Source organism: Desulfobacula sp., from assembly GCF_014237455.1.
GTDB lineage: Bacteria > Desulfobacterota > Desulfobacteria > Desulfobacterales > Desulfobacteraceae > Desulfobacula.
Genome location: NZ_JABZFL010000019.1, coordinates 1 through 1,707, shown reverse-complemented (window position 1 = coordinate 1,707; position 1,707 = coordinate 1). Strand labels below are relative to the sequence as shown.

At 38.4% G+C, this 1,707-nt stretch carries 1 protein-coding gene; it reads left to right on the top strand.

What is annotated here, in order from left to right; genetic code table 11:
• A partial coding sequence (locus tag HGJ91_RS03375) for a TIGR03960 family B12-binding radical SAM protein (RefSeq protein WP_291346287.1) occupies nt 1-1,707 on the top strand: 1,707 nt, incomplete at both ends.

The window sequence follows — 1,707 nt, the reverse complement described above, 5'->3', positions numbered from 1 at the left end:
AAAAATAAAAATTGGTCCCCGCTAGAGATTACTCGATTCCTTGAACTGAATCTTTTAAAAGTACAGAAACCAGGGAGATATATTGGCGGTGAATTAAATCAAGTTAACAAGAATTGGGCAGATATAGCCACAAAGGTGGTGCTTGCTTTTCCAGATATCTATGACCTGGGCTTACCCAATTTGGGTTTAATGATTCTTTATGATATTTTGAATAAAATGGATACCGTCCTTGCCGAAAGAGTTTATGCTCCATGGACTGATATGGAAAAAATCATGCGGCGGGAAAAAGTGCCTTTGTTTGCATTAGAATCAAAAACACAATTATCGGATTTTGATATTGTTGCATTTACGATGCCTTACGAATCAATTTACACCAACATTCTCAATATGCTTGATCTATCAGACATCCATCTCAGATCATCACAGAGGAGCGAAGACGACCCTATCATCATTGCTGGTGGGCATGCTACTTTTAACCCAGAACCAATGGCTGATTTTATTGATGCGTTTGTTTTGGGCGATGGAGAAATAATTATTGAAGAAATTGTTACCGCCTATGAAACTGCAAAAGTTTTAGGTAAAGAAAAAATTGAGATACTCAAGGATTTTGCTGCTCTGCCTGGCGTGTATGTTCCTGCTTTTTATGATGTAACATATCAACCAGATGGCACAGTGAATTCAATCACTCCGAACCAGCCTGACATTCCCAAAACAATCAAAAAACATATGGCTCCTTTTCTGCCTCACGCTCCCGAAAAACCATTGGTGCCAAACATTGATGTTGTTCATAATCGGGTTTCTGTTGAAATTATGCGGGGATGCACAAGGGGTTGCCGCTTCTGCCAGGCAGGATTCATCAGTCGCCCTGTTCGAGAACGGCCTATTTCAGAAATTCTAAAAATTATTGAAACCTCTTTGGACAATACCGGTTACGAAGAAATTTCCCTTCTCTCACTTTCTTCATCAGACTTTAGTCAAATTGGTGAATTAATTGACGCCATCAAAGATAAATTTAAAAACAAAAACCTCACGATTTCCTTACCATCGTTAAGGATTGAATCATTTTCGATTGATCTAATGGAGAAACTGAAAAATTCACGTCCCGGAGGATTCACACTGGCTCCTGAGGCAGCTACCGATCGAATGCGGAATATTATCAATAAACCCATCTCTGAAGAACTTTTGCTGCAAACCGCTGGCCAAATTTATCAACATGGCTGGTCCACCATAAAACTCTATTTTATGATTGGGCATCCATCAGAAACAGAGGAAGACGTATTAGCAATTGCTTCTCTTTGCAAAAAAGTTCTGGGAGAAGGCATGAAAGTTCTGGGGAAGCGGGCAAAATTAAATGTTGGAATATCAACATTCATCCCAAAGCCACTTACCCCTTTCCAATGGGTGCCAATTGATCAAAAAAATAAAATTGTTGAAAAACAAAAATTGTTACGTGAAAATCTATACGTTAAAGGCATCAAACTAAGCCTTAGTTCACCAAAAGAAACAATTTTTGAATCTTTATTATCTCGAGGCGACAGAAAATTATGCAATGTTATCGAAAATGCATGGGAACATGGGGCTAAATTTGATGCCTGGCGAGAGCACTTTAATTTCGAAATTTGGCAGAATGCGCTATCTCATGAACAGATTAATAAAGATTTTTATACCATCAGACAAAGGAAAACAGATGAACATTTTGCATGGGAT